The following is a 26,896-nucleotide window of genomic DNA, read 5'->3' on the forward strand; positions in this document are numbered from 1 at the left end:
CCCAGGATGTGCTGGTTAATCTTTGATCTGTGTCAAACCGCCGCAGGTCGTTTTCGCCCATGTCCCAGCAATCGCCAGACCTTGTTGCCGCGCCCCCCGCCGGCTATGCCTTCGCCGAGCTGGAGCAACCTGCCGTAGGGGGCGAACAGCCGCTGGCCGAAGAGGTGGCGCTGGCCATCGCCTACAACGGCATCAGCCATGCGGTGATGATGGCGACCCCGGCCGATGTGGAAGACTACGTGGTCGGTTTCAGCCTCAGCGCCGGCATCGTCGATGCCATCGACGACATCTATGGCATCCAGGTGCGGCGTGTGGGCGAGGCGCTCAATGTCGACGTCGAGATCAGCAGCCGCACCTTCTGGGCGCTCAAGCAGCAGCGCCGCCAGCTGGCGGGGACCAGTGGTTGCGGCCTGTGCGGGGTCGAGGCCCTGGAACAGGCGCTGCCGCAGCTGGATCGACTGCGCAAGGTGCGGCTGCCCCCGGCCGCTCATCTGCATGACCTGCGCCAGCGGATCGATGCCGCCCAGGATCTCGGGCAACGCAGCGGGGCGGTGCATGCCGCGCTGTTCATCGACGCTCAGGGTGAACTGACCCTGTGCCGCGAAGACATCGGCCGCCACAACGCCCTGGACAAGCTGATCGGCGCCCTGCTGCGCCAGCGCCAGCCGGTGCGCGAGGGCTGCGTGGTGGTCACCAGTCGCTGCAGTCTCGAACTCATCCACAAGGCGGTGCGTGCCGGGCTCGCCACCCTCATCACCCTGTCGGCGCCCACCGGGCTCGCCGTGGAATGGGCGCGCCGCCATCGTCTCAATCTGATCCACCTGCCGCACCGGTCGCCACCGCGGGTCTATGCCCCGGCGCCGGTAGCCCCTTGATCCCACGGGAATCGCCATGAACAAACCTCAGCAGTCCTTCAAACCCTATCAAGGCCCCGCCGCCGGCTGGGGCGCCCTGAAGAGCGTGGTGCACTTCTGGCTCGACAGCGGCAACGCCTTCAAGAATCTGCGGACGCTGCTCAAGACCAACCAGGACCACGGCTTCGACTGCCCGGGCTGTGCCTGGGGCGAGGCGCCGGAAAACGGCCTGGTGAAGTTCTGCGAGAACGGCGCCAAGGCGGTCAACTGGGAAGCCACCAAGCGCCGTGTCGATGCGGCCTTCTTCGCTCGCCACAGCGTGACCTCGCTGCAGGAGCAGAGCGACTACTGGCTCGAATACCAGGGCCGCCTGACCGAGCCGCTGCGCTATGACGCCGCCACCGATCGCTATGTGCCCATCGCCTGGGACGCCGCCTTCGCGCTGATCGCCAAGGAGCTCAAGGCCCTGGCCAGCCCCGACGAAGCCGAGTTCTACACCTCGGGTCGCGCCAGCAACGAGGCGGCCTTCCTCTACCAGCTGTTCGTGCGCGCCTATGGCACCAACAATTTCCCCGACTGCTCGAACATGTGCCACGAGGCCAGCGGCGTCGGCCTGGGCCGCAGCATCGGCGTCGGCAAGGGCACCGTGACCTATCACGACCTGGACGAGGCCGATGCCATCTTCGTCATCGGCCAGAATCCCGGCACCAACCACCCGCGCATGATCGAGACCCTGCGCAACGCGGTGAAGCGCGGTGCCCAGGTGGTCTGCTTCAACCCGCTCAAGGAGCGTGGCCTGGAGCGCTTCCAGCATCCGCAGAATCCGCTGGAGATGCTCACCAACGACTCGCGGCCGACCAACACCGCCTATTTCCGTCCGGCTCTCGGCGGTGACATGGCGGCGCTGCGCGGCATCGCCAAGTATCTCTTGCAGTGGGAGCGCGAAGCCGCCGCCAAGGGTGGCAAGCGCGTCTTCGACCATGAATTCATCGCCGCCCATACCCTCGGCATGGACGACTACCTGGCCCAGGTCGACGTCACCTCCTGGGAGCTGATCGAGCGCCAGTCGGGGCTGTCGCTGCACGAGATCGAGCAGGCCGCGCGCATGTATGCCCGCGCCGAGAAGGTCATCATCTGCTGGGCCATGGGCATCACCCAGCACCGCCATTCGGTGGCCACGGTGCAAGAGATCGCCAACCTGCAGCTGCTCTGCGGCCACATCGGCCGACCCGGCGCCGGTCTCTGCCCGGTGCGCGGCCACAGCAACGTCCAGGGCGACCGCACCATGGGCATCGACGAGAAGGCCCCGGCCTGGCTCAGCGACGCCCTGGCCAAGCGCTTCGCCTTCGAGCCGCCGCGCAACCGTGGTCACAACACCGTGGAGGCCATCGCCGCCATGGAGCAGGGTCAGGCCAAGGTGTTCATCGCCCTGGGCGGCAACTTCGCCCAGGCCACCCCGGACACCCCGCGCACCCACAAGGCGCTGCGCAAGTGCCGGCTGACCGTGCACATCGCCACCAAGCTCAACCGCAGCCACCTGGTGACCGGTCAGCAGGCGCTGATCCTGCCGTGCCTGGGGCGCACCGAGACGGACGTGCAGAAGGGCGGCAAGCAGGCCATCACCGTGGAAGACAGCTTCAGCATGGTGCATGCCTCGGCCGGCATCCTGCGGCCGCTGTCGACGCAGATGAAGTCCGAGCCGGCCATCGTCGCCGGGCTGGCCAAGGTCGTGCTGGGCAACCACCCGGTGGACTGGGACTGGCTGATCGAGGACTACGACCGCATCCGCGACCTGATCGCCGACGTCATCCCCGGTTTCCAGGACTTCAATGCCCGGCTGGCCGCGCCCGGTGGCTTCTACCTGGGCAACAAGGCCGGGCGCCGGGAGTGGAACACCGCCACCGGCAAGGCCAATTTCGCCGCCAATGCGCTGCTGCATGACCTGCTGCCGGACGCGGTCCGCCGCCAGGGCATCAAGCCGGATCTGATCCTGCAGACGATGAGATCCCACGACCAGTACAACACCACCATCTACAGCCTCGACGACCGCTATCGCGGTGTGAAGGGCCAGCGCGACGTGGTCTTCGTCAACCAGGCCGATCTGGATCGGCTGGGCGTGGCCGCCGGCGAAAAGGTGGATCTGGTCGCCCTGTGGGACGACGGCATCGAGCGCCGGGTCCGCGGCTTCACCGCGCTGCCGTTCGACATCCCGGTCGGCCAGGCCGCCGGCTACTACCCGGAGACCAATCCGCTGGTGCCCCTGGAGAGCTACGGCGAGGGCAGCTTCACCCCGACCTCCAAGTTCGTCGCCATCAAGGTCGAGAAGGCCAGCGCCGGCAACCGCATCGCCTCGGTGGCCTGAGGCCTTCCCGGAAATGAAAAAAGCCGTCGCGAGACGGCTTTTTTCATGGTGCGCCTATCACTGCAGGGTGAAGAGGACCTTCACCTTGTCGGTGACCGCGGCCTTGTCCACGTAGCCGATGGCGTCGGCTTCGCCGGCTACCTGGGCGACCACGGCGGCGTCGCCGGCCACGCTGGGCAGCGGCTGGCCCTTGCCGGTGAACACCAGGCCTGACCAGTAGGACTTCAGCTGGGCTTCGTTCTTGTTGGCGACCTTGGCATAGAAGGTCTCCTTGGTGGCCGACCAGTCCTTCTGGTCGACGCCCTTCAGCGACTTGTCCTTGCCGAGGAAGATGTTGGCCACTTCATCCTGGCCGGGTGTCTTGGCCGCGGCCGGATTGACGATCACGGCGACTTCGGCGTGGACCAGACCGACGCTGAACAGCAGGGCGGCGCCGGTGAGCAGGCGGAGAGAACTCATGGGCGGATTCCTTAGAAGATGAAGTCGAGGCCGATGCTGACGATGTCGCCGTCGAAGTTGCGCGCCGGCGCACCGAAGCGACCGCCGCTGCGGTCGTAGACGGCATTGGCGATGCTCTCGCTGTCGGTTTTGACGAAGGTGCCGTTGTAGCCGCCGGTGGTGTCGACGCGCTTGTATTCGCTCTTGAGCACCAGGCTGGGGGTGATGTTGTAGTTCAGGCCATAGGTCCAGGAGCTCTGGCGACCGGCGCGTTCTTCGTCCAGCTGGGCGTAGGTCACGTGGGCCAGGAAGTCACCGAAGCGGCGACCGGCCATCAGGTAGAAGGCGTTGCTGCTGCCCTGGTTGTCGCCCTCGATGACGCGACGGGTCCATTCGTTGCTGGTCAGCCAGGTGCCGTTGTCGTACTGGTAGCCGAGCGAGGTGAACTTGCCCTTCTGGTCGTCCAGGGTCAGCAACGGGTAGTGCAGGTCGATGCTCGATTCGGTGTAGGCCAGGCGCACGGTGCCGTATTCGTTGGTCGCCAGGCTGACGTTGGCGGCGGCGATGCGCTTGTAGTCGATGTCATAGAGATCATCGTTGACGAAGTAGTTGCGATTGACCGCCTGGCCCCCGCTCACCTGGACGTTCAGGGTGCCGAAGGCGACCGGCAGACTCCAGAGGGCGTCGGCGCCTTCGTAGTTGGAAACCTGCACCTGGCTGTAGACCTCGTCGGGCAGGCGCAGCCAGGGGTAGGTGATGCCCACGTCCAGGGTCTCGGAATACATGAACACCGGCGTGCGCAGGCGGCCGGCGCGGAAGGTCAGGTTGTCGGTGGCGTGGAAGGCCAGATAGGCCCATTCCAGGTTGGCCTTCCACTGGTCCTGCTCGGCCTTGGCGGTGACCTGCACCGTGGCGTCCAGCTTGTCGGTCAGGCCGTACTGGAACTGGCCGCCCAGCTTGCTCAGCTGATCGCCACGCCAGTGATCGTTGGTCTGGCCGTTGATGCCGAAGCTGCGGCCGTCGTCTTCCCCGCCCAGGTGGGTGATGCCGGCGGTGCCGAAGCCGTTGAAGCGATAGTCACCCTGATCGAGGGCGAGCGCGGATCCCGCGCAGGTGAGGGCCGCGCCGAAGGCGAGCAGACGTGCAAAAGCCATGGAAATGCTCCTAGAGGTTTCTCGGTATAGGGAAAGTCGGTATAGGTCTAGCTAGATGCGGAAGCGCGAGGTCGCCTGCCGGAGATCGGTGTCGACCACCACCAGCTGCTCGCCCATGCGGGCGGTGGCGGTGGTGCTGTCCGCACTGGACTGGGTATCGGTCTGCAGGCGGCGGGTGTCGCTGCTGATCGAATCGGAAAGACTCAACTGTTCGCCGGTGAGCAGGGCGATCTGAGCGTTGTAGTCGTTGATGCGCGCCACGGCCTGGGCGATGCCTTCGAGCATCGCGGTGGCGGCCTGGGAGCTGCTGGCGCTGACCTGCGCCTGGGTATGGCTGCCCTGCATGGCCTGCAGCACGCGCTGGGCGTTGCCCTGCAGGCGTTCGATGATCTGCTGGATCTCGGCGGTGGAGCGCGCGGTCTTCTGCGCCAGATTGCGTACCTCGTCGGCCACCACGGCAAAGCCGCGGCCCTGTTCGCCGGCTCGCGCGGCCTCGATGGCGGCGTTGAGCGCCAGCAGATTGGTCTGCTCGGCGATGGACTTGATCACGTCCAGCACCAGGCCGACCCGGCGGGTTTCCTGTTCCAGCTGCTGCATGGACTCGGCCGACTGGCGCACGCTGTCGTCCAGTTCGCCCATGTTGCGCGACAGCTGGCCGATGCTGGTGCGGGCGGCGGCGGACTGCTCGGCCGCGGCGGAGGCCTGGTCGGCGGCCTCGCGCGAGCGGTCGGCCACCTCGTGCAGGTTGGTGTTCATGGTCTGGATGTCACGGCCGATGGACTCGGTGTGACCCTGCTGGGAACGGGCGTTGTTCTCCACCGTCTGGGTGAGTCTGTAGAGCTCGCCGGACACCTGGCCCAGCGGGTGGGCAGCATCGACGATGGCCTTGATGGTGCCCTGCAGCTGATCGAGAAAGACGTTGAACAGTGCGGTCATCTGGCCGATCTCGTCCCGCGAGCCGACCTGCAGGCGACGGGTGAGGTCGCCGTCGCCCTCGGCGATGGCGCGCAGCGAGGTGATCACCTCGCGCACGCTGCCGAGCACGCTGCGGATGGTCAGCACGGCGGCGCCGGCCAGGATCACCACCAGCAGCAGACTCAGCCAGATGCCGACCCGGGTGGTGTCGGCATTCTGGTCGCGGGCCTGGGCCAGGGTCTGCTGGAAGTCGGTATAGGCATGGCTGCGCAGGGTGGTGCCCAACTGCTGGGCCGCGGCGAGATCCGTGGCCATGCGGTCCAGATTGGGCCGCAGGGAATCGAAGGAACCGCTGCCCTTGATCAGCTGTTCGGACGCGCTCAGGGCGTTGTCCGCATAGCGATGGATGCCCTGGCGCCAACCGGAGATCTCGTCGTTGCGCGCCGAGGTCTGGCGGGTGAGGTCGGCCATTTCCTGCAGGCGGCTGTCGATGTCGTCGACCACCTTGCGCGCCTCGCCCAGGGTTTCCAGTTCACTGGCGGTCACAGCGCTATTGAACAGTCCGGGCAGGCGGGAAAACTGGAAGAGCACCGCGTCGGCCTTTTCCAGCAGTGGATAGCTGTGGTTTTCCAGCTGGTCGAGACGTTGATCGTTGCCAGCCAGCTGGGCGGAGGTATAGGCCACGTAGAGCAGCAGGCCCAGCAGAGCGGCAGCCGGCAGCAGCGACAGCTTGAGCGTCAGCGACAGGTTACGAAACATCTACACCTCGGGAAGCATGGGCAGTAGCAAGCAGCGAGGTGCGGCACCCTCTTTTCGAGCGAGGGCTTGCCAAGGGTCATGTCCTGACCGATCACCACGTCCTGTTGGCCTCGCAAACGTGATTAAGCGAAGCCGTCACATTTTCGACATCTGCTGGTAAAACTTAAGACGACCAAACGTTATTGCGATTATTGGCGATGGGCGTTGCGAAAGGCGGTGCAGGCGGTCATCTTCGGGATTTTTAGACTGATCAGTCCTGCCATGACCCCCATGTTCTCCCAGATCGAATCCTGGTTGAAGGCCGATGCCGAGCGTCTGCGCCTGCTGCGCGTCCTCGCCGACCTGCAACTGCCAGACGCCTGGCTGGCTGCAGGCTTCGTGCGCAACCTGGTCTGGGATCGACGGCATGGCCATGCCGAATCGACGCCGCTGGCGGACCTGGATGTCATCCATTTCGACGCGACCGACTGTCGACCCGAGCGGGACAGGGAAATCGAGATGACGCTGGCGGAGCGGGCGCCGGGTTGGCCCTGGTCGGTGAAGAATCAGGCGCGGATGCATCTGCGCAATGACGATCGCCCTTATCGCGACTGCCGGGATGCCATGGCCCATTGGCCCGAGGTGGAAACGGCCCTGGCCGCGCGCCTGACCGCCGAAGGTGAGCTCGAAGTCGTCAGTCCCTTCGCCCAGGAAGGGCTCCTGGCCCTGCATCTCACGCCCAATCCCTGGCGGCCCCGGCCGGAAGCCTTTCGCCTGCGGCTCGCGACCAAGGGCTGGCTGGAGCGCTGGCCGCGATTGCAGGTACGAATGGATCGCCTGAACGACGATCCGGGTTGAACAGCAGCGGCGCTGGGAAGGCGTTCATTGCCAGGAACTTGGCAACACGCCGGGTCTTGCCGCTGTAGTGACAGGGAAAGGCCTGTGCAGGAACTCACGAGCGGTTCGGTGACAAACACCCTGGCTCCAGGTGGAACTATCTGTTGAGATAAGAGATATCGTTCAACCGATAACAAAAAGAACATGGATCCTGGAGTCTTTGTTTCAAGTTTATGACTATTGAAGATTTTCTTCGCCCAGACGCTGATGAACTTCGCTCGGCGTGAGGAGTTTATTGCCCACTTAACTTCGCAATGGATCTTTCACCCAATAACAGGAACTCTTCCGCTCCGGGTTTGTGCCTGGTTGGAAGGTCGCCGAAGTGCAGGGGGAAGACGCCCTTGGACGTCATGCCTGGATAAGCCCCCGGTCATAGACGTCCGGGGGTTCTGTCCGTGACAAGGGCAGGCCAGGCCCTCAGCGGAACGGGAGCCGAACAGGCCTCAGACCCTGAAGCGCGACGTCAGCTCTTGCAGCTGCAGGCTCAGGTTGGCCAGCTCGGTGCTGGAACCGGCGGTTTTCTCGGTGGCGGCGGCGGTCTGGTCGGCGACTTCGTGGACCTTGACCACGCTGCGGCTGATGTTTTCACCGGCCGCGCTCTGCTGCTCGACCGCGGTGGCGATCTGCTCGTTCATGGCCTCGATCTCGCTCACCGCACTGCTGACGCTGCCCAGGACCACGCCCGCCTGGCGGGTCAGGTCGACGCTGTCGCCGGTCAGCTGGATATTGCGATCCAGGGCGGCGCTCATCTTGTCGGTGCTGCCGTGCAGCCGGGTGATGAGGCTGGCGATCTCGTCGGTGGAGGAGCGCGTACGCTGCGCCAGGCCGCGCACCTCGTCGGCGACCACGGCGAAGCCACGGCCCGCTTCACCCGCGCGAGCGGCTTCGATGGCGGCGTTGAGCGCCAGCAGGTTGGTCTGCTCGGCGACCGCCTTGATCACGTCCAGCACGCCGCCGATGCGGTCGGCGTCCTGCCTGAGCAACTCCATGGTGGTCTGGGTGCTGTCCACTTCCTGGGCCAGGGTCTGGATCTGGGTGGCGACCTGGTTGACCATCTCGTCACCCTCGCGGGTCTTGAGGGTGGCCTCGCGGGCGGTCGTCGACGCCTGTTCGGCATTGCGCGCCACCTCATTGATGGTGGCGCTCATCTGCTGCATGGCGGTGGCGATCTGCTCGGTCTCCATCTTCTGTGCCGAGGCGCCAGCGCGGGTCTGCTCGGTGATGGCGGAGAGTTCCTCGGCGGCACTGGCGACCTGGATGACGCCATCCTTCTGCTCGCGGATCAGATCGCTCAGATTGACGATCATGAGCTGCATGGCCGCCTGCAACTGGCCGATCTCGTCCTTGCGCGCTGCCTCGATCTGCACGGTCAGGTCGCCGGCAGCGAGCTGCTCCACGGTCGCCAGGGTCTGGCGCAGCGGCGTCACGATGGAGCGGGTAATGATCCAGGCCGCGACCAGGCTGAGCAGTATCGCCAGCAGCAGCCCGCCGAAGAGCATCAGCTTGGCCTCGCGGATATCGTCGAGGCGGAACTGGCTCTGTATCTGTTTCATTTCGTCGGAGGTCTTGAGCAGCACCTGGATATGCTGGTAGAGGCCCTGATTAACCTCCTGGTACGCCTTCTGGATACTGAACAGCTGTTGGACCTGGCGCTGATACTCGTCAAGGAGCCCTGGCAGCTGCTGCAATTCCGGGGTCGAAGGCAGGGTCTTGAGTACCTCGCCGACCCTGTCCAGGGACGCTTGCAAGGCTTCCTGTTGCGGGCCGGCTGACTTGAGTACATAGAGGTGCAGGTGAATCCGCAGCTGCTGCAGCGCCGCCAGCAGGGAAGGCAACTGAGCGCTGGCCTGATCGCCTGCGCGGTTCAGGGCGCCGGACGCCTCCTGCAACCGCTTGTCCAGCATATCGCCCGTGTTGCGCACGTCCTGCAGGGTGGTGGTGCGGTCCTGGGTCACCTTCAGCGTCTGCCGATAGAGGTCACGGTATTCCCTGAGGGTCTGTTCGGTGCGGGCCAGCAGCGCTTTGCTCTGCGGGCGTTTGAACAGCGGACGGGCATCCTGCAAGTGCTGTTCGAGGGCATCGATGCCGCTTTTCCAGCGACTGGCCTGGTCCGCTTCCGGCAGGATCGCAAAGTCCTTGCGCGCATTGCGCATGTCGCGGGCAAGGAGCCCGATCTGGTTGAACTGTTCGATCAGGTTGCCGCGTCGGCCCAGGGCCTGGATGCCGTTCCAGCCGGCATAGGCGATAGCCAGGGTCAGGATGATCAGGACGGTAAAGCCGGAAAACAGCTTCGTACGAACACTCATGTTGCTCATTTTCATGGGGCTATTTCCCAACGTTCGGCGGAAAGTTCCGGGGTTCGAGGAGTGCTGAGGGCGTCGGATTCTAGCCGAGGGTCTTGGGGAAAAGTTTGGTATTTACAACATTTAAATAATGGTAAGTCTAATCTTTATATAGAGGCTTAAAGAGGGATTCCGCTGTTTGCTGGTCTCCAGTATCGGGACTATTGAAGAAGTAGATTCCTGGCCACGAAGTTCAGGTGGAACGAGGGGTGCCGTTTTAATGGGCTGTTTTTTATTAGTCATGCTTTAGTGATACAGCCAAAGGGTGGGGATCGAGAGGTCCTGGCCTGGATCCGGCAGGGAAGGGTGGCGGGAGGCCTCGTCGCCAGCAGATGCGGCCTTGGTGCAGAAGAGCGACGCCTCGCGCCCTCATCGGTTATCCGGCGAACCCTGGAATGCCGCTAGACTCCATAGAAAGGTCATCCGCTTTCCCTCTCCGGCAAGGAACCCCATGTCCACCACGGAGCGTCGCCGCGCCTTTCTGCAGCATCCGGGCTTTTCGCGACTGTTCGCGCCGGGTCGTCTGACCCTGGGTTTTCTGCTGCCGCTGGAAGGCTATCCCGACGATCCCATGCCGACCCTGCGCGACCATGCCCGCCTGGCGCGGCTGGCCGACCAGCTGGGCTTCGCGGCGCTCTGGGCGCGCGACGTGCCCTTCTACGATCCCGGCTTCAACGACGCCGGCCAGGTGTTCGAGCCTTTCACCTATCTTGGCTACCTGGCGGGCATCACCCAGCACCTGACCCTGGCCACCGGCAGCGCCGTCATCACCCTGCGCCATCCGCTGCACCTGGCCAAGATGGCGGCCTCGGTCGACCAGTTGAGCGATGGTCGGCTGGTGCTGGGGGTGGCCTCCGGCGATCGTCCGGTGGAGTACCCGGCCTTTGGCCTGGAGAGCGAATTCGAGCGGCGAGGCGAGCGCTTCCGCGATGCCTTCGAGATGTTCCGGCTGGCCGGCGAGACCAATTTTCCCCGGGGTGAATTTCGTCGTTTCGGCGATCTGCAGGGATTGGCCGATCTGGTGCCCAAACCGGTGCACGGCCGCATCCCGGCGCTAGTGACCGGGCGCAGTCGGCAGACGGTGGACTGGATCGCCGCCAAGGCCGATGGCTGGTTCTACTATTTCGTGCCCGCCGAGCACGTCCCGGCCCTGACGCGGGTCTGGCGCGAGGCGCTGGACGAGATCGGCGGGCGCGAGCTGTTCAAGCCGTTCGCCCAGGGGCTGTTCTTCGAGCTGGCCAGCGATCCGGCCCAGCCGCCACGGCCCATCCATGCCGGACTGTCCTGCGGGCGGCGCGCGCTGGTGGACTACCTTGCCCAGTTGCAGGAGGCAGGGGTCAATCACCTAGCCCTCAACCTGCGGCCCTCGCGGCGTCCGGCCGGCGAGGTGGTCCAGGAACTGGGCGAATTCGTCCTGCCGCATTTCCCTTCCCTGGCCTGAAGCCGGCACCCTGGTGTGAAGCCAGGTAACACTTGCCAGGCTAACGATCGCTCTTCGTCGGGCAGGCCCCCTCTGCCAGGGGTTCAACCTGGTCGCACCTCTTGGCCTGATCTCTGCATAGCCTTGCGATCTGTTACCGCCTGCTGGTGCAACCAGATCGACGGTAGAACTTCATGGGTTGCACTTGGTTGCACTTTTATTTCGAGCAGCGCTAAGCTGCGCCGAATTTCGACGCCTTCTTGCTTGAGGACCTGCGCATGGCCACTACCACCACTCTGGGCGTAAAGCTCGACGAAGCCACCCGCGATCGCCTCAAGGAAGCGGCGCGCCGCATTGATCGGACGCCCCATTGGCTGATCAAGCAGGCCATCTATACCTATCTGGAGACCCTGGAAAGCGGCGCGACCCTGGCCGATCTGCAGGGTATTGCCCAGCGTCTGGCCGAGGGCGACAACGAAGCCGTCGAGGCCCTGGCCGATCCGGTCTACCAGCCGTTCCTGGAATTCGCCGAAAGCATCCTGCCGCAGTCCGTGCTGCGCTCGGCCATCACCGCCGCCTATCGCCGGCCGGAAGAAGAGCTGCTGCCGCTGCTGCTGGAGCAGGCGCGCCTGCCCGCAGCCCAGGCCAAGGCCACCCACGAGCTGGCCCATCGCATCGCCGAGAAGCTACGCAACGCCAAGGGTGCAACCGGGCGCTCCGGAATGGTGCAGAGTCTGCTCCGCGAGTTCTCGCTGTCGTCCCAGGAAGGCGTGGCGCTGATGTGCCTGGCCGAAGCCCTGCTGCGCATTCCGGACAAGGGCACCCGTGATGCCCTGATCCGCGACAAGATCAGCACCGGCAACTGGCAGCCGCACCTGGGCAACAGCCCGTCGCTGTTCGTCAATGCCGCCACCTGGGGGCTGCTGCTGACCGGTCGCCTGGTGTCGACCCACAACGAAGCCGGCCTCACCAGCTCGCTCAATCGCCTCATCGGCAAGAGCGGCGAGCCGGTGATCCGCAAGGGCGTGGACATGGCCATGCGCCTAATGGGCGAGCAGTTCGTCACCGGCGAGACCATCGCCGAGGCCCTGGCCAACGCCAGCAAGTTCGAGGCGAAGGGCTTCCGCTACAGCTACGACATGCTGGGCGAGGCCGCCCTGACCGAGGCCGACGCGCGCCGCTACCTGGCCTCCTACGAGCAGGCCATCCATTCCATCGGCAAGGCCTCCCACGGTCGCGGCATCTACGAAGGCCCGGGCATCTCCATCAAGCTCTCGGCGCTGCATCCGCGCTACAGCCGCGCCCAGTACGACCGGGTGATGAGCGAACTCTACCCGCGCCTGCTGGAACTGACCCTGCTGGCCAAGCGCTACGACATCGGCCTGAACATCGACGCCGAGGAAGCCGATCGCCTGGAGATCTCCCTGGATCTGCTGGAGCGCCTGTCCTTCGAGCCGCAACTGGCCGGCTGGAACGGCATCGGCTTCGTCATCCAAGCCTACCAGAAGCGCTGCCCGCTGGTGATCGACTACCTGATCGACCTGGCCCGGCGCAGCCGTCGCCGCCTGATGATCCGCCTGGTCAAGGGCGCCTACTGGGACAGCGAGATCAAGCGCGCTCAGGTGGAAGGCCTGGAGGGCTATCCGGTCTATACCCGCAAGGTCTACACCGACGTGGCCTACCTGGCCTGCGCCCGCAAGCTGCTGGCCGCGCCGGAAGCCATCTACCCGCAATTCGCCACCCACAACGCCCACACCCTGGCCGCCATCTACCAGCTCGGCGGGCAGAACTACTATCCCGGCCAGTACGAATTCCAGTGCCTGCACGGCATGGGCGAGCCGCTGTACGAGCAGGTGGTGGGCAGCGTCAAGGACGGCAAGCTGGCGCGGCCGTGCCGCATCTATGCCCCGGTGGGCACCCACGAGACGCTGCTGGCCTACTTGGTCCGCCGCCTCCTGGAAAACGGCGCCAACACCTCCTTCGTCAACCGCATCGCCGACCACTCCATCTCCCTCGACGAGCTGGTGGCCGATCCGGTGGTGCAGATCGAGCAGCAGTCCACTAGTGAAGGCGCCATCGGCCTGCCGCATCCGCGCATTCCCCACCCGAGCGCCCTGTACGGCGCCGAGCGTTGCAATTCCAGCGGTCTGGACCTGTCCAGCGAGCACCGCCTGGGGTCGCTGTCGGCCGCGCTGCTGGCCAGTGGCAACACCGCCTGGGAAGCCCGTCCGCTGCTGGGTCGCGCCAGCGAGCCGTCGATTCCGCAACCGGTGCTCAATCCGGCCGATCGCCGCGATCGTGTCGGCCAGGTCAGCAACGCCACCCGCGCCGATGTCGACATCGCCCTGGAAGAGGCCCTGGCCGCCGCGCCCATCTGGCAATCCACCCCGCCCGAGCAGCGCGCCGCGGCCCTGGATCGCGCCGCCGAATTGATGGAGGCGCAGCTGCAGCCATTGATGGGCCTCTTGGTGCGCGAAGCTGGCAAGACCTACGCCAACGCCATCGCCGAGGTACGCGAGGCGGTGGATTTCCTGCGCTACTACGCCGCCTTGGTGCGCCGTGACTTCGCCAACGACAGCCACCGCCCCCTGGGTCCGGTGGTCTGCATCAGCCCCTGGAACTTCCCCCTGGCCATCTTCAGCGGCCAGATCGCCGCGGCCCTGGCCGCCGGCAATACCGTGTTGGCCAAGCCGGCCGAGCAGACTCCGCTGATCGCCGCCCAGGCCGTGCGTCTGTTGCTGGAAGCCGGCATCCCCGAGGGCGTGCTGCAACTGCTGCCGGGCGAGGGCTCCACCATCGGCGCCGCCCTGGTCAACGATGTACGGGTCAAGGGTGTGATGTTCACCGGCTCCACCGAGGTGGCCCAGATCCTGGCGCGCAACATCGCCGGACGCCTGGATGCCCAGGGCCGGCCGATTCCGCTGATCGCCGAGACCGGCGGCCAGAACGCCATGATCGTCGACTCCTCGGCGCTGGCCGAGCAGGTGGTAGCCGACGTGGTGGCCTCCGCCTTCGACAGCGCCGGTCAGCGCTGCTCGGCCCTGCGCGTGCTCTGCGTACAGGAGGACGTGGCCGATCGCGTGCTGGAGATGCTCAAGGGCGCCATGGCCGAATGCCGCCTGGGTAACCCGGAAAACCTGGCCATCGACATCGGCCCGGTGATCGACGGCGAGGCCAAGGCCACCATCGACAAGCACATCCAGACCCTGAGAGGCAAAGGCCGCCGGGTCCATCAGGGCGGTCGTGTCGAAGGCGACGCCATCCACCGCGGCACCTTCGTCATGCCCACCCTGATCGAGCTGGAGAGCTTGGCCGAACTGGGTCGCGAGGTCTTCGGGCCGGTGCTGCACGTGGTGCGCTATGGCCGCAAGGACCTGGATAAGGTGATCGACCAGATCAATGCCACCGGCTACGGCCTGACCTTTGGCGTCCACACCCGCATCGACGAGACCATCGCCAAGGTGATCGAGCGCGCCCATGCCGGCAACCTCTACGTCAATCGCAACATGGTCGGCGCGGTAGTCGGGGTGCAGCCCTTCGGCGGCGAAGGCCTCTCGGGCACCGGTCCCAAGGCGGGCGGTCCGCTCTACCTCTATCGCCTGCTCAGCACCCGTCCCGATGGCGATCCCGCCGTGGCCCTGGCCAAGGGCAGCACCGGCGAGACCGAATGGCAGGTGCGCGATGCCCTGCGCCAGCAGGCCGGCAATCCGCTGGGCGCCCTGCACGATTGGGCCAGGCAGCAAGGCCTGGGCGAGCTGGAGCAGGCCTGCCTGAGATTCGCCGAAGAGTCCCTGAGCGGCCTGACCCGCCTGCTGCCCGGTCCGACCGGTGAGCGCAACAGCTACAGCCTGCTGCCACGCAGCCGGGTGCTGTGCCTGGCGGCGGACGACAGCGATCTGCTGCTGCAACTGGCAGCGGTCATGGCGGTGGGCAGCACAGCGCTGATCGAGGAGGCCCATAAGGCCACGCTGAATCGCCTGCCGCAGGCTGTACGCTCGCGGGTGCAGGTAGCGGCCGACTGGCGCAAGGACGAGGTCGCCTTCGAAGCGGTCCTGCACCACGGCGATTCCGATCAGCTGCGCCAGGTCTGCCAGCAGGTGGCCAAGCGCAGTGGCCCCATCTTTGGTGTCCAGGGCCTGGCCCGTGGCGAGACTGCCATTCCGCTGGAACGCCTGCTTATCGAGCGCGCCCTGAGCGTGAACACGGCAGCGGCGGGGGGCAATGCGAGTCTGATGACCATCGGCTGAGGGAAGGTCGGGCGGAGCTGAATGCGGCGAAGTCCGACATTCGTGCAACCCTTGGGCTTCGACGATGGAGCTGTCTCAGCCCAACCTACGAAAGCTCATCGTAGGTTGGGCTGAGCGCAGCGAAGCCCAACAGCAGGCCATGGTCTCGTTCAGGTGAGACTCCAGCAGGACCTAATACTGCGCCCCATAGCCCTCCGGCTCCACTGGAAAGCCGCCGTCGTTCGCCGCGATCAGCTTGTTCAGACGTACCGGAATGGCCTTGGCCGCCGGTACCTTGCTGCCTTCGGCATGGTGCCAGAGCGGGATCAGGGCATTGCATTCAGGGTAGTAGCCGCCACAGGCGCCTTCCGGGATGTTGTAGGGCGTGACCCGCAGCGGTCCCACTTCGCGGCGTACGCCATCGTCGGCCACCGTCGACACCTGCACCTTGTCGCCTTCGGCCAGACCCAGGCGTTCGATGTCGTTGCGATTCATGAAGAGCACCGCCCGGGTGCCCTTCACGCCGCGGAAACGATCGTGATAGCCGTAGATGGTGGTGTTGAACTGGTCGTTGCTGCGCAGCGTCATCAGGGTCAGGACGTCCCGCCCACTCGCGGGCATGTCCGGATCCTCTTCCAGGCTGCGTGGCACGATGAGATTGGCCTTGCCGGTTTCGGTCTTCCATTCGCGCTTGGCTGCGGGCAGCGGGCGATGGAAGCCGCCTACCTCCCACATCCGCGCATTGAAGCCGTGGAAGATCTCCGGGAAGGAGAGGGCGATCTCGTCGCGGATCAGGGCATAGTCGGCCACCCAGGCATCCCAGGTGACCCTGGGGTTGTCCGGCAGGGTAGCCTTGGCCAGCCCGGCGACGATGGCTGGCTCGGACAGCAACTCGCCCTCGGGCGGCTCGGCCGCGCCGCGCCAGCCGTGGATGCAGCCGGTGCTGTCCTCGGTGCTATGGGCCTGTTCCACCTCGTTCTGGCGATCGATCTCGGTCCGCCCCAGGCAGGGCAGCAGATAGGCTTTGTCCGCCGGCACCAGATGATTGCGATTGAGCTTGGTGGCGATCTGTACCGACAGGCGCAGGGTGCGCCAGGCCGGTTCCATCAGGCTGGTCTCGGGAATGGCGCGCAGGAAGTTGCCACCCAGACCGATGAAGGCCTTTACCGAGCCGTCAAGGATGCCCTCGCAGGCTTCCACGGTGTTGCGGCCCTTGTCTTGCGGCGGGGCAAAGCCGAAACGCTCGCCCAGCTGCTTCAGCGGCGCCAGTTCCGGTTTCTCGGTGATACCCACGGTGCGCTGGCCCTGGACATTGGAATGCCCCCTGACCGGACAGATACCGGCACCAGGCTTGCCGAGGTTACCGCGCAGCAGCAGCAGGTTGGCCAGCATCTGGATGGTTTCCACCCCGTAGCGATGCTGGGTCAGCCCCATGCCATAGATACCGATGACCTTCTGGCAGCGGGCATAGACGGCGGCGGCCGCTTCCAGCGCGCTGCGGGTAAGACCCGACTGGCGCTCCAGCTGCGGCCACTCCTGGCGTTGCAGCCATTCACAGAAGTCGGCGAAGCCATGGCAGTGCTCGGCGATGAAGGCATGGTCGAGCACCGCGGCCTGGCCCTGTTCACGGGCCTGGTCATCGGCGGTCAGCAGCGCCTTGCACATGCCGGTAAGGGCCGCGAGGTCGCCACCCGGCTTGAGCTGATGGTACTGGGTGCTGATCTGGGTGGGATGGTCGGTCAGCATCTCCACCGGCGATTGCGGATTGACGAAGGTTTCCAGGCCGCGTTCGCGCAGGGGGTTGAAGGTGATGATGGGCGCGCCGCGTTTGCGTGCTTCCTGCAGGTCATGCAGCATCCGCGGGCTGTTGCTGCCCGGATTCTGACCAAAGAACAGCAGGCAGTCGGTCTGATCGAAGTCGTCGAGGGTCACGGTGCCCACGGTCACGCCGATGCTCTTGGGCAGGGCCACCGAGGTGCTCTCGTGGCACATGTTGGAACTGTCCGGCAGGTTGTTGGTGCCGTACAGGCGGGCATAGAGCTGATAGAGGTAGGAGGTCTCCAGCGCGGCGCGACCCGAGGCGTAGAAGATCACCGAGTCCGGATCCAGTGCCTTGAGCTCGGCACCGATGTCGGCGAAGGCCTCGGCCCAGCTCACCGGCCGATAACGGTCGCTGGCAGCGTCGTAGCGCAGGGGGTGGGTCAGGCGTCCGACCTCTTCCAGGTCATAGTCGCGCCAGCCGCGCAGTTCGGTGAGGGAATGGCCGGCAAAGAATTCCGGTCCGCATCTCTTGCTGGTGACCTCCCAGGCGGTGGCCTTGGCGCCGTTCTCGCAGAATTCCAGCGGATGAGGCTTGCCGGGCTTGGCCCAGGCGCAACTCACGCAGGCGAAGCCGCCGTGCTTGTTCTGCCTGGCCAGCAGGGCGCCGGACTTGAGCGGCACCCGTTCACGCAGGACGATCTCGGTCACCGAGCGCGCCGAGCCCCAGCCACCGGAGGGCGCATCGTAGCGTTCAACCTTGGGTTTGCCGATCTTGCTCATGGTGCGCCTCGTGTGACGGTCTGGCGATGTGCCTGTAGGTCATGGGACGGCGCGTCTGGCGGGAAGGTTCTGGCAGTCAGCCCGGCGGTGCGGCGAAGCCTAGTTGCCGCCAGCCTTCGTAGACCGCCACGGCCACGGTGTTGGACAGATTAAGGCTGCGGCGATTGGGCAGCATGGGCAGGCGCAGCCGCTGTTCGGGCGGCAGGGACTCCAGCACCTCGGCCGGCAGGCCGCGACTTTCCGGGCCGAACAGCAGGGCGTCGCCCGGCGCATAGGTGATCTCGGTGAAGGGATGGCTGGCCTTGGTGGTGAAGGCCAGCAGTCGGGGTGGCTGCAAATCTGCTATACAGGCCGCGAGGCTGGCATGGGTCCGCACGCTGGACCACTCGTGGTAGTCCAAGCCGGCGCGGCGCAATTTCTTGTCGTCCAGCGCGAAGCCCAGCGGCTCGATCAGATGCAGGCGGCAGCCGGTGATAGCGCACAGGCGAATGACGTTGCCGGTATTGGGCGGAATTTCCGGTTGGTAGAGGATGATGTCGAACATGAAGGGCAGGGCGCCTGGCAAAGCGCCTATGGTACTGCGCCGCCGTCGCGCCGTCGCGAGCGGGGTAGGGCGATGAACCTCTGGCGCCGGCTGGTCGACTGGCTGTTGCGCGAACAGCGCGCCCGCCGGGACGAGCTGGCGCGGGTGGAGGATCCCGACCTGCTCAAGGCCGAATGGCGGGGTCAGCGCCAGCGCCTGACCCTCTGGCTGGCCTCGGCGGCCCTGGGCGCCGGGCTGTTCGGCATGATCATTGGCCAACTGGTGTACCAGCGTACTCATCCCGATCCCTGGTCGTCCGAGGCTCGCCGCCCGGTCATCCTGGGGGTGGACAGTCGCCAGGAAGCCGGCCGCTTCGAATTGCTGATCACCGCCGATCGCTCGCTGTTCTACGAACGCTATCGCCCCGACGGCGCCCTCAGCCTGCGCCTGCCCCGCGCCCGCTGGGATGGTGGCGACCGCCAGGGCCGGGTGGTGCGACCGGGTGGCAGCTTTTCCTGGGCGGTGCGCCAGGACGGACAGGACCTGAAGATTTTGCTGGTAGGCGTCGGCGGCGCCCTGCAGGCCAGTGATCGTATCGTCGAGGAAGGCGAGGACTGGGTGCTCCACGTCGAGGTCCCGCTGACCCCCTGAAATGCCCCGTTATCAGGCAAAGGGCCGCTGGTTTGCACCAGGGCGGAACGGGATGTGGCGCTGGGTTGCCTTGGTGCTTCGTCTGCCACGGCCAAGCCCACGGCCAAGCCCATGGGCTTGGCCGTGGGGTGAAAAGCGCTCTAGCCTGGAGGTTTCAGCTTTTCGCAGACGAAAAAAAGAGGCCATCACACTGAGTGATGGCCTCGGGAAGAAAAGAGGGGATTCCCCAGCCTGCCTGTACCGAGGTCCCCAAAAGGGTAGTTACCTAGGATATTGCAGGAGGTGTGCCAAGTTTTGGTTTGGGTGTTTTAGGGGGCTTTGTTACCTGGGTTGAGCGTTAGCGAAGCCCAAACGTCTCGGGTTCGGGCTTAAGGCTGCCTCAGCTGATTATCGCAGTTTGCTGATCGTTTTATTTTCGCCCCCTCGGGCGAGTCACTTTTGCCAGTCGCGACTGAAAAAAGTGAGTCGCCCGGGTGGGCGAAACAAGAGGTACCAGCAGAGCACGATAACCAGCTGGGGCAGCCGGGTGTTGGGCTTCGCTATCGCTCAGCCCAACCTACAACGACTAGTCCTCCCCCTCCTCATCCGGCCCGTCCACCTTCATGCCCAGCTCCTTGATCTTGCGGGTCAGGGTGTTGCGACCCCAGCCCAGCAGGACGGCGGCATCGCGGCGGCGGCCGGCGGTGTGCTTGAGGGCGGTCTCGATCATGATGCGCTCGAAGGCCGGCACGGCGTTGTCCAGCAGGCTGGACTGACCGCGGGTGAGGGCCTGGTCGGCCCACTGGCGCAGCGCCTGCTCCCAGTTGGCGGCGGGGGCGGCGTCCTGGGGCTGGTTGAGCAGCTCCGGCGGCAGGTCGTCGATCAGCACCTCGCGGCTGGAGGCCATCACCGTGATCCAGCGGCAGGTGTTCTCCAGCTGGCGCACGTTGCCCTGCCAGGGCAGGCCCTTCATGTACTCCTCGGTCTCGCCGCGCAGGGTCTTGGGCTCCACGGCCAGCTCCTGAGCGGCGCGGGCGAGGAAGTGGCGGGCGAGGGCGGGGATGTCCTCGCGGCGATCGGCCAGGCGCGGGATATGGATGCGGATGACATTGAGGCGATGGAACAGGTCTTCGCGGAACTTGCCCTCGCGCACCAGGCCTTCGAGGTTCTGGTGGGTGGCGGCGATGATGCGCACGTCCACCTTGACCGGAGTATGGCCGCCGACGCGATAGAACTCGCCATCGGCCAGTACGCGCAGCAGGCGGGTCTGGGTGTCGGCCGGCATGTCGCCGATCTCGTCGAGGAACAGGGTGCCGCCGTCGGCCTGCTCGAAGCGGCCGCGACGCTGGGCGGCGGCGCCGGTGAAGGCGCCTTTCTCGTGGCCGAACAGCTCGGACTCCATCAGGTCCTTGGGGATGGCGGCCATGTTCAGGGCGATGAAGGGTGCCGCGGCGCGCGGACTGTGGCGGTGCAGGGCGTGGGCGACCAGCTCCTTGCCGGTACCGGATTCGCCGTTGATCAGCACCGTGATGTTGGAGTGCGAGAGGCGACCGATGGCGCGGAACACCTCCTGCATCGCCGGCGCCTCGCCGATGATCTCGGGGGTGCGGGTTAGGTGCGCCGGTTCAGCGAAGCCCTGCTGCTCCTGGGCGTGCTGCCCGGCGCGCTTGACCAGGGCCACGGCCTCGTCGACGTCGAAGGGCTTGGGCAGGTATTCGAAGGCGCCGCCCTGGTAGGAGGCCACGGCACTGTCCAGGTCGGAATGGGCGGTCATGATGATGACCGGCAGGCGTGGGTGCATCTCGCGGATGCGCGACAGCAGGTCCAGGCCACTGGTCCCCGGCATGCGGATGTCCGAGATCACCACGTCCGGCTGCTGGCGGCCGAGACGGGTCATGACGCTGTCGGCGCTGTCGAAGGCAACGGTGGTCATGCCCTCCTGTTGCAGGGCTTTTTCCAGGACCCAGCGGATGGAACGGTCGTCGTCGACGATCCAGACGGTCTCCTGACGGCTCATGCGTACTCCTCGTTATTCCAACGGCAGGAAGATGCTGAAGGCGGTGTGGCCAGGATGGCTTTCACACTCAATCAGCCCCTGGTGCTGGGTGATGATGTTCTGGGTGATGGCGAGCCCGAGGCCGGTGCCGTCGGGGCGACCGCTGACCATGGGATAGAAGATGGTTTCCTGCAGATCCTGGGGGATGCCCGGACCGTTGTCGGTGATCTCCACCTTGCACACCAGGCGATGGCGGTGGTGGCCGATGGTGAACTGGCGCAGGGTGCGGGTTCTCAGGGTCACCCGGCCCAGGCGCAGTTCGTTCTGCTGGGAGATGGCCTGCATGGCGTTGCGCACGATGTTGAGCACCGCCTGGATCATCTGCTCGCGGTCGATCAGCAGGTCGGGAATGCTCGGATCGTAGTCGCGCACCAGGTTGATCAGGCCCTGACTTTCCGCTTCCACCAGGCTGCAGACCCGTTCGAGCACCTCGTGGACGTTGGTGATGGCGAGCTTCGGCAGCTTGTTGGAGCCGAGCATGCGATCGACCAGATTTCGCAGCCGGTCGGCTTCCTCGATGATGACGTTGGTGTAGTCCTTGAGCGCCTCTTCCGGCAACTCGCGCGCCAGCAGCTGGGCCGCGCCGCGGATGCCGCCGAGGGGATTCTTGATCTCGTGGGCCAGGCCGCGCACCAGCAGCTTGGTGGTCTCCTGCTTGGAGATCTGCGCCTCTTCCTTGGTGATGCGCAGCAGGCGGTCGCGCGGATGGACTTCCAGCAGCAGCAGGGTGTTGTGGCGATCCAGGATCGGGGTCACCGCATAGTCCACCGTGAGGCTGTTGCCCGAGGTGGAGATCAGCAGCGCCTCGCGCTTGGTGAAGGGGTGGGCATGGTCCACCGCCTGACGCAGTGCCTGCAGGGCTTCGGGCGATTCGGTGAACAGCTCGCTGATGAACTGGCCATGGCTGCGCTGGCCGCTGATGGCCAGTAGCATCTCGGCCGCCGGATTCATGTACTCCAGGCGCAACTCCGCATCGAGCAGGATGACCGCGGTGGTGAGGTTGTCGAGCAGGAGTCGGTGGATGACGTCGGTAGGCATGAGGGGCCACAGCGCTATAGGGACGATAGGAAAATGCAAGAAGCAAACCAAGACGCCCCGAGTTAGGGCAGATGGCTGTAACGTGCACTAACAGCCGCCGCGCGACGGGCGGAACGAAACCATATTTGTATCAAGATGGTGCACAATGAAAAAGCGCACCAAATAGGTGCGCTAGAGGAAGGGTAGTCAGGATTTCCTGGGTTCGGGTGGTTTCAGGTCCAGTGGGCATTCCGGGCGCTTGCCCCAATCCTTGTCGCCGCAGGGATGGGCCAGGCGCTTCTGCTCCAGGGAGGGGCGGCGCAGGTGGAAGGGCTGCGCTGGCGTCCGCTCCAGCACCTTGCCATCGGCGGCGAGGATCTCCGCCACCAGGCTGTGGGTGCCGCGATCCAGGTTGCCCAGGGGAAATATCGGACTGTGCCCGGCACCGGCTTCCTTGTCGTCCAGCAGCAGCCGGTAGCTGTGCCCCGGCTGCAACGCCGGCTCGCTGACCAGGCTGACGATGAGCTGCCCTTCCTGATCGATCACCGTGGCATCGGGCTCGGGTACCAGGATGCGCAGCATCTGGTAGCGGAAGGGCGCTGTCTTGGCGGGCCTGGCCACCGGGGCGGCGGGTGTCGGACTCAGCTTGCGGGTCGGCTGGCCTTGCTGGTTGAGGTTGTTGGGCACCGTGAGCGGCACCTGGGTCGCCTTGACGCCCTTGGGGGGCTGGTCGGTGTAGACCCGATTGCCTTCCTTGTCGACATAGCTGTAGACCGCCGCCTGGACAGGCGGCAGCAGGCAGAGCAGCAGCAGGATCAGCAGCGGACGCATCAGCGGGCCGGGCTGTTGACGCTGATGCGCTGCACGGTCACGGTCTTCTCGGCACTGGTCTGGATCACCTCGCCGTTGCCGGAGAGCACCTGAGCCGCGAAGCGGTGCTCGCCGCGCTCCAGATTGGCCACGCCGAAGCGGGTGCTCTGGCCGGGGCTGCCATAGGGCGCACCGTCCACCAGCAATTGCAGCGACTGCCCCGGGCCCAGGGCCGGTTCCACGGCTACCCCCACCGAGAAGGTGCCGTTGTTGGCGCGGATGGCCTCATCGTCAGGCACATTGACTTCCAGACGGCTGAAGGCCGGGCCGGCAGGGGTCGCCGCCGCAGGCGCACTGGGGATGGGCGGCGCCGGTCGTGGATTGTCCACGGTGTTGGTGGGCGCCACCTGCACCGGCTTGGCATTGGCCGAGGGCTGGTCGCTGAATACCGTGTTGCCTTCGGCATCCACCGACTTGTAGATCGCGGCCTGGGCGGAGCAGGCGAGGCAGAGCAGACAGCAGGCAAGCAGGCGAGGCATGGCGGAATCTCGGCCGGGCGATGGAGATCAAGGGTAGCAGGCGCGTCGCCTGGGCAGGTAGGCAGCTCGGCCGCTCCGCGCTGGCGTCGGTCGCGGCGAATTTCCCAGGGCAAAAGAAAAGGCCTCCCGAAGGAGGCCTCTTTCAATTACCGCAGCGGGATCAGACGCTGTAGTACAGGTCGTATTCCAGCGGGTGCACGAAGGTACGCACCTTGATCTCTTCCTCGGACTTCAGCTCGATGTAGGCATCGATGAACTCGTCGGTGAAGACGCCGCCCTTGGTCAGGAACGCGCGACCGGCGTCCAGGGCTTCCAGGGCTTCCTTCAGGCTGCCGCAGACCTGCGGGATCTTCTTGCCTTCTTCCGGCGGCAGATCGTACAGGTTCTTGTCGGCGGCATCGCCGGGGTGGATCTTGTTCTGGATACCGTCCAGGCCGGCCATCAGCAGGGCGGCGAAGCACAGGTAGGGGTTGGCAGCCGGATCCGGGAAGCGGGCTTCGATGCGGCGGGCTTTCGGGCTCGACACATAGGGGATACGGATGGAGGCGGAGCGGTTACGGGCCGAGTAGGCCAGCATGACCGGAGCTTCGAAGCCGGGCACCAGACGCTTGTAGCTGTTGGTGGACGGGTTGGTGAAGCCGTTCAGCGCCTTGCCGTGCTTGATGATGCCGCCGATGAAGTACAGGGCGGTATCGGACAGGCCGGCATAGCCTTCGCCAGCGAAGGTGTTCTTGCCATCCTTGGAGATGGACATGTGCACGTGCATGCCGGAGCCGTTGTCGCCGTACAGGGGCTTGGGCATGAAGGTGGCGGTCTTGCCGTAGGCATCGGCCACGTTGTGCACGACGTACTTCAGGGTCTGGGTCTCGTCAGCCTTCTTGACCAGGGTGTTGAACTGCACACCGATCTCGTTCTGGCCAGCGGTCGCCACTTCGTGGTGGTGGACTTCCACGACCAGGCCCATCTCTTCCAGGGCGTTGCACATGGCGGTACGGATTTCGTGGTCGTGATCGACCGGCGGAACCGGGAAGTAGCCGCCCTTGACGCCCGGACGGTGGCCCTTGTTGCCGGACTCGAAGTCGGCATCGGTGTTCCAGGAGGCCTGCTCGGAGAAGATCTTGAACATGGAGCCGGAGATGTCCGACTTGAACTTCACTTCGTCGAAGATGAAGAACTCGGGCTCCGGGCCGACGAACACGGTGTCGCCGATGCCGGTGGACTTCAAGTATTCCTCGGCAGCGCGGGCGATACCACGGGGGTCGCGCTCATAGGGCTGCATGGTGGAGGGTTCGATGATGTCGCAGACCAGGATCAGGGTCGGCTCTTCGGTGAAGGGATCCAGAACGGCAGTGCTGTCGTCGGGCAGCAGGATCATGTCGGAGGCTTCGATGCCTTTCCAGCCGGCGATGGAGGAGCCGTCGAACATCTTGCCGTGGGCGAAGAAGTCTTCGTCCAGCGCGTCACGCGCCGGCATGGTGACGTGTTGCTGCTTGCCTTTGGTGTCGGTGAAGCGCAGGTCTACCCACTTCACGTCGTTTTCTTTGATCAGTTGAACAGCCTTCGACATGGTTTCCTCCAGAGGAATTTCGGCCGGGAGCGGTTGGCGGTACTCCCGGTATCAGCTGTGCCCTTGAGGGGCGCTTCCGTACTGCCTGGTCAGCGACCGGCGTTCCACGAAAAGCGCCCTATGCTGGCCCAGGGGCGGCTGCCTCACAAGAGAGCAAGTTGTATGCCAGTGCCCTCAAATGGGCTGGAGGCCCTTCCTGACGCCAGTCGTGCCGTTTTCAGGCCAATTAGTGACGTATCTACGCACCAAGTTGGTGCTTAAAAATTCATCACTGCACTCAAATGGCGCCTGAGGTGATTTTGTCGGCTGAATTCGAGTGCGTGATGGTTTTCAGGTATGATATTCGCCCTTTTCTTTCGCGTTACCCGCCCCCCGTTTCCCGCTCATGAAGCTCATTATCAAGGTCTTTCCGGAAATCACCATCAAGAGTCGCCCGGTGCGCAAGAATTTCATTCGCCAGCTGGTGAAGAACATTCGTGTCGTGCTGCGCGATCTGGATCCGGATGTCCGCGTGGAAGGGGTCTGGGACAACATCACCCTGGAGACCGCGCTCGCCGAGCCGCGGCTGCTGGCGGAGCTGAAGCAGCGGCTGGCCTGCACCCCTGGCATCGGCCAGTTCCTCGAGGTGCACGAGTATCCGCTGGGCGATTTCGACGCGATTCTCGAGTTGTGCGTACGCCACTTCGGCGAGCGGGTGCACGGCAAAATGTTCTCGGTGCGCTGCAAGCGTGCCGGTCGCCATGACTTCTCCTCGATGGACGTCGAGCGCCATGTCGGCGGTGGCCTGCGCGAACGCTGCGGCGGCGCCGGCATCGCCCTGAAGAATCCCGAGGTGAACGTCCGCCTGGAGATCCGTGACCAGCGGCTGTTCATCATCGACGAGCACCATGAAGGGCTGGGCGGTTATCCGCTGGGCGCCCTAGAGCAGGTGCTGGTGCTGATGTCCGGTGGTTTCGACTCCACCGTGGCCGCCTACCAGATGATGAGGCGCGGGATGGTCAGCCATTTCTGCTTTTTCAATCTCGGCGGGCGCGCCCACGAACTGGGCGTGATGGAAGTGGCCCACTATCTCTGGGAGAAGTATGGCCGCTCCCAGCGCGTGCTGTTCATCAGCGTGCCCTTCGAGGAAGTGGTAGGGCAGATCCTCACCCAGTGCGACGACAGCCACATGGGCGTGATCCTCAAGCGCATGATGCTGCGCGCTGCCAGTCGCATCGCCGAGCAGCTGCAGATCGAGGCGCTGGTGACCGGCGAAGCCGTCTCCCAGGTCTCCAGCCAGACCCTGACCAACCTGGCGGTGATCGACAAGGCCACCGATACCCTGGTGCTGCGCCCGCTGCTGGCCAGCCACAAGCAGGACATCATCGACACCGCCCAGCGCATCGGCACTGCCGACTTCGCCAAGCACATGCCCGAGTACTGCGGCATCATCTCGGTGAATCCCACCACCAAGGCCAAGGCCCTGCGGGTGGAGCACGAGGAAGGCAAGTTCGACCCGGCGGTGCTCGACGCCGCCCTGGAACGCACGCGCTTCATCACCGTCGACAAGGTGATCGAGGAATTGGGCAAGGACGTGCAGGTGGAAGAGGTGGACCAGCCGCTGCCCGGGCAGGTCGTGGTGGACATTCGCCATCCCGACGCCCAGGAAGACCTGCCGCTGGAGCTGCCCGGCATCGAGGTGCAGACCCTGCCGTTCTTCGCGCTGAACAGCCGTTTCAAGGAACTGGACGAGAATCGCCAGTACCTTCTCTATTGCGACCGCGGGGTGATGAGCCGGCTGCACGCCCATCACCTGCTCACCGAAGGGCACGCCAATGTGCGCGTTTATCGTCCGGCCTAAGCAGCCGGGCCTGCTGGGTGGCAGTAT

General features: G+C 65.2%; 18 protein-coding genes and 1 pseudogene. 7 read left to right on the forward strand and 12 right to left on the reverse strand.

The genetic code is table 11. The features are described 5' to 3' along the window. Positions 1–59 precede the first annotated feature (59 nt). Positions 60–875 carry a formate dehydrogenase accessory sulfurtransferase FdhD gene (fdhD, locus tag GSQ95_RS03685; protein ID WP_158890178.1) on the forward strand — a complete coding sequence of 272 codons (816 nt, stop codon included), beginning with the start codon at positions 60–62 and terminating at the stop codon, positions 873–875. A gap of 16 nt (positions 876–891) precedes the next feature. Next, positions 892–3,216 carry an FdhF/YdeP family oxidoreductase gene (locus GSQ95_RS03690; protein ID WP_158890176.1) on the forward strand — a complete coding sequence of 775 codons (2,325 nt, stop codon included), beginning with the start codon at positions 892–894 and terminating at the stop codon, positions 3,214–3,216. A gap of 57 nt (positions 3,217–3,273) precedes the next feature. Here GSQ95_RS03690 and GSQ95_RS03695 read toward each other — a convergent pair whose 3' ends face one another. From GSQ95_RS03695 to GSQ95_RS03705, 3 genes are read right to left on the reverse strand one after another with little or no spacing between them, the layout of a single operon-like run. Then, a complete protein-coding gene (locus GSQ95_RS03695; RefSeq protein ID WP_133860491.1) occupies positions 3,274–3,675 on the reverse strand; it encodes a phosphate ABC transporter substrate-binding protein in 402 nt (133 codons plus the stop codon). Between the two features lie 11 nt (positions 3,676–3,686). Beyond that, the gene (locus tag GSQ95_RS03700; protein ID WP_133860492.1) at positions 3,687–4,808 is read right to left on the reverse strand and encodes a hypothetical protein; all 1,122 of its coding nucleotides are present in this window, start codon (positions 4,806–4,808) and stop codon (positions 3,687–3,689) included. Positions 4,809–4,859: 51 nt separating this feature from the next. Beyond that, positions 4,860–6,482 (reverse strand): methyl-accepting chemotaxis protein, encoded by a 1,623-nt coding sequence (locus GSQ95_RS03705; RefSeq protein ID WP_158890174.1) that lies wholly within the window; start codon positions 6,480–6,482, stop codon positions 4,860–4,862. 261 nt (positions 6,483–6,743) lie between these two features. Between GSQ95_RS03705 and GSQ95_RS03710 the strand changes: the two genes are divergently transcribed. Then, complete coding sequence (locus tag GSQ95_RS03710; protein WP_158890172.1) at positions 6,744–7,319, forward strand: nucleotidyltransferase family protein; 576 nt, start codon at positions 6,744–6,746, stop codon at positions 7,317–7,319. Between the two features lie 482 nt (positions 7,320–7,801). Here GSQ95_RS03710 and GSQ95_RS27035 read toward each other — a convergent pair whose 3' ends face one another. Together GSQ95_RS27035 and GSQ95_RS27040 are read right to left on the reverse strand one after the other, a co-directional pair. Continuing rightward, entirely contained in the window at positions 7,802–8,674 is an 873-nt protein-coding gene (locus GSQ95_RS27035) for a methyl-accepting chemotaxis protein (RefSeq protein WP_372241631.1), read from the reverse strand. Continuing rightward, positions 8,660–9,679, reverse strand: a pseudogene (locus tag GSQ95_RS27040) (methyl-accepting chemotaxis protein); the annotation flags it as partial. The pseudogene GSQ95_RS27040 and the gene GSQ95_RS27035, both read right to left, overlap by 15 nt. A 472-nt stretch (positions 9,680–10,151) precedes the next feature. On the opposite strand from GSQ95_RS27040, the gene GSQ95_RS03720 reads away from it, so the two are divergent. Next, positions 10,152–11,141: an LLM class oxidoreductase gene (locus tag GSQ95_RS03720; RefSeq protein ID WP_158890167.1), complete on the forward strand. Its 990-nt coding sequence runs from the start codon at positions 10,152–10,154 to the stop codon at positions 11,139–11,141. Between the two features lie 257 nt (positions 11,142–11,398). Continuing rightward, entirely contained in the window at positions 11,399–15,367 is a 3,969-nt protein-coding gene (gene putA / locus GSQ95_RS03725; RefSeq protein WP_158890165.1) for a trifunctional transcriptional regulator/proline dehydrogenase/L-glutamate gamma-semialdehyde dehydrogenase, read from the forward strand. 171 nt (positions 15,368–15,538) lie between these two features. Here the strand turns inward: putA and GSQ95_RS03730 are convergent, their stop codons facing one another. Both GSQ95_RS03730 and GSQ95_RS03735 read right to left on the reverse strand, forming a co-directional pair. Continuing rightward, positions 15,539–17,887, reverse strand: a complete 2,349-nt coding sequence (locus tag GSQ95_RS03730) for an FdhF/YdeP family oxidoreductase (protein WP_256664469.1) — start codon at positions 17,885–17,887, stop codon at positions 15,539–15,541. Positions 17,888–17,963: 76 nt separating this feature from the next. Next, a complete protein-coding gene (locus tag GSQ95_RS03735) occupies positions 17,964–18,431 on the reverse strand; it encodes a tRNA (cytidine(34)-2'-O)-methyltransferase (RefSeq protein ID WP_158890163.1) in 468 nt (155 codons plus the stop codon). A gap of 72 nt (positions 18,432–18,503) precedes the next feature. On the opposite strand from GSQ95_RS03735, the gene GSQ95_RS03740 reads away from it, so the two are divergent. Further along, positions 18,504–19,061, forward strand: coding sequence for a hypothetical protein (locus GSQ95_RS03740; protein ID WP_158890161.1), 558 nt, complete (start codon positions 18,504–18,506; stop codon positions 19,059–19,061). 565 nt (positions 19,062–19,626) lie between these two features. On the opposite strand, the gene ntrC is transcribed toward GSQ95_RS03740, so the two are convergent. The 5 genes from ntrC to glnA form a co-directional block, all read right to left on the reverse strand. After that, entirely contained in the window at positions 19,627–21,057 is a 1,431-nt protein-coding gene (gene ntrC / locus GSQ95_RS03745) for a nitrogen regulation protein NR(I) (protein WP_007161316.1), read from the reverse strand. 12 nt (positions 21,058–21,069) lie between these two features. Then, on the reverse strand, positions 21,070–22,134 hold the full coding sequence (gene glnL, locus GSQ95_RS03750) for a nitrogen regulation protein NR(II) (protein WP_133860500.1): 1,065 nt from the start codon (positions 22,132–22,134) through the stop codon (positions 21,070–21,072). 186 nt (positions 22,135–22,320) lie between these two features. Continuing rightward, entirely contained in the window at positions 22,321–22,944 is a 624-nt protein-coding gene (locus GSQ95_RS03755; RefSeq protein ID WP_158890159.1) for a DUF4124 domain-containing protein, read from the reverse strand. Then, positions 22,944–23,462 (reverse strand): DUF4124 domain-containing protein, encoded by a 519-nt coding sequence (locus GSQ95_RS03760; protein ID WP_158890157.1) that lies wholly within the window; start codon positions 23,460–23,462, stop codon positions 22,944–22,946. Before GSQ95_RS03760 ends, GSQ95_RS03755 begins: the two co-directional genes overlap by 1 nt. Positions 23,463–23,622: 160 nt before the next feature. After that, positions 23,623–25,029, reverse strand: coding sequence for a glutamate--ammonia ligase (gene glnA, locus GSQ95_RS03765; protein WP_017639449.1), 1,407 nt, complete (start codon positions 25,027–25,029; stop codon positions 23,623–23,625). Positions 25,030–25,414: 385 nt separating this feature from the next. Here glnA and thiI point away from each other — a divergent pair, with 385 nt between their 5' ends. Beyond that, a complete protein-coding gene (thiI, locus tag GSQ95_RS03770) occupies positions 25,415–26,869 on the forward strand; it encodes a tRNA uracil 4-sulfurtransferase ThiI (protein ID WP_158890155.1) in 1,455 nt (484 codons plus the stop codon). The last annotated feature ends 27 nt before the right edge of the window (positions 26,870–26,896 follow it).

Source organism: Pseudomonas sp. BAV 4579 (assembly GCF_009765395.1).
Taxonomy (GTDB): Bacteria; Pseudomonadota; Gammaproteobacteria; order Pseudomonadales; family Pseudomonadaceae; genus Chryseomonas; species Chryseomonas aestiva.